This window comes from Stenotrophomonas sp. Steno-Z10-HUANG, from assembly GCF_056393075.1.
The window spans coordinates 1-1633 of sequence record NZ_JBWJPA010000021.1 but is presented as its reverse complement, the minus strand read 5'-3'; the positions used below and the strand labels follow the sequence as shown (position 1 = coordinate 1633).

Sequence of the window (1633 nt, the reverse complement as noted above, 5' to 3'; positions counted from 1 at the left end):
GGCGCGGGCCGGCGAACAGGGCCGCGGCTTCGCCGTGGTCGCCTCCGAAGTGCGCACCCTGGCGCAGCGTTCGGCCGGTGCCGCCAAGGAGATCAAGGAGCTGATCCAGGACTCGGTGGGCAAGGTCGGCGAAGGTTCGCAGCTGGTGCGTCGCGCCGGCAGCACCATGGGCGAGATCGTCAGCTCGGTGCAGCGGGTGACCGACATCATGGCCGAGATCTCGGCCGCCTCGCAGGAACAGAGCGCGGGCATCGAGCAGGTCAACCAGACCGTCACCCAGATGGACGAGACCACCCAGCAGAACGCCGCGCTGGTGGAGGAAGCCACCGCCGCCGCGCGTTCGATGGAAGAACAGGCCGCGCACCTGGCCGAGGCCGTGGCCCTGTTCCGGCTCGACGCGCAGGATGCACCGGCCGCAACCGCAAGGCTGGCACCGGCGGTGGTCGCCAACCCAGCACCGTCGGCACCGGCACCGGTACCTGCAGCGGCAGCCAACACGCCGCAGCCCAGGCCACGCGCCGCGGCCCGCGTGGCCGTCGCCGAGGCCGTTGATTCGGACTGGCAGGAATTCTGATCCACCCCCAGAACCCCGGCGCATGCCGGGGTTCTGCTGTCGGCCCGCGGCCCGGATGGCCGCCCCGCCGGCGTTGCCACGGCTCAACTTGCGCGGGGCCTGGCCGATATCCAGCAATGAAGCCCCGCCGCCGCACGCCCCGTCGCGGCCGCCCTCCCCCTACATTCCCTATCGCGCATGAACATTCTCCGCATCTGGTCGAGCTTCATCTCCAACATCACCGTACGCGCCAAGCTCAATCTGCTCACCGCCATCATCGCGGTCGGCGTGATCACGCTGGCGGTGGTCGCGGCGCGCATGCAATACGTGGATCTCTACGAAACCCGCAAGGTGTCGCTGCAGAGCGACGTGGAACTGGCCTACGGCGTGCTGGACCACTACGCGGCGCGCGCCAAGGACGGCACCCTGCCGCTGGAACGCGCCCAGGCCGAGGCGATGGCCGCGCTGGAAGCCATGCGCGCCAAGGGCGACTCCAGTTACTTCAACATCTACAGCGCCGACTACGTGGTGCTGATGCACCCGTTCCGCAAGGACCTGGTCGGCAAGGACATGGAGGACTTCCGCAGCGAGGATGGCGTGCGCATGTACCACGACCAGGTCGAGGCGGCCAAAAGCGGCGGCGGCTACGTCGGCTACGCCTGGCCCAAGCCCGGCCAGACCAAGCCGGTGCCCAAGCTCGCCTATGCCGGCATGTACAAGCCCTGGAACTGGGTCGTCTCCACCGGCGTCTACATGGACGACGTGCAGTCCCAGGCGCTGCGCTTCACCGGCATCATGACCGTCGCCGGCGGCGTGCTGGTGCTGCTGGTGTTCGCGCTGAGCTGGGTGATCGGCAGCCGCATCGTGCTGCCGCTGCGCAAGGCCACGGCCGTCGCCGACGCCATCGCCGGCGGACGCCTGGACAACGCCATCGCGCAGACCTCGCGCGACGAACCCGGCCAGCTGCTGGGCAGCATGCAGCGCATGCAGGCGCAGCTGCAGGCGGTGATCGCCGCGCAGCGCGAGATGGAGCGCCAGCACGACGCCGGCATCATCAGCTACCGCATGGACCAGGCCGCG

General features: G+C 69.6%; 2 protein-coding genes. Both read left to right on the top strand.

The window, feature by feature from the left end:
- The coding region (locus AC06E6_RS16365) for a methyl-accepting chemotaxis protein (protein WP_478062061.1) at window positions 1-574 on the top strand (574 nt) is incomplete at its 5' end.
- 177 nt (window positions 575-751) lie between these two features.
- Window positions 752-1633, top strand: an 882-nt coding sequence (locus AC06E6_RS16360; RefSeq protein WP_478062059.1) for a cache domain-containing protein, incomplete at its 3' end; no start/stop codon positions are given.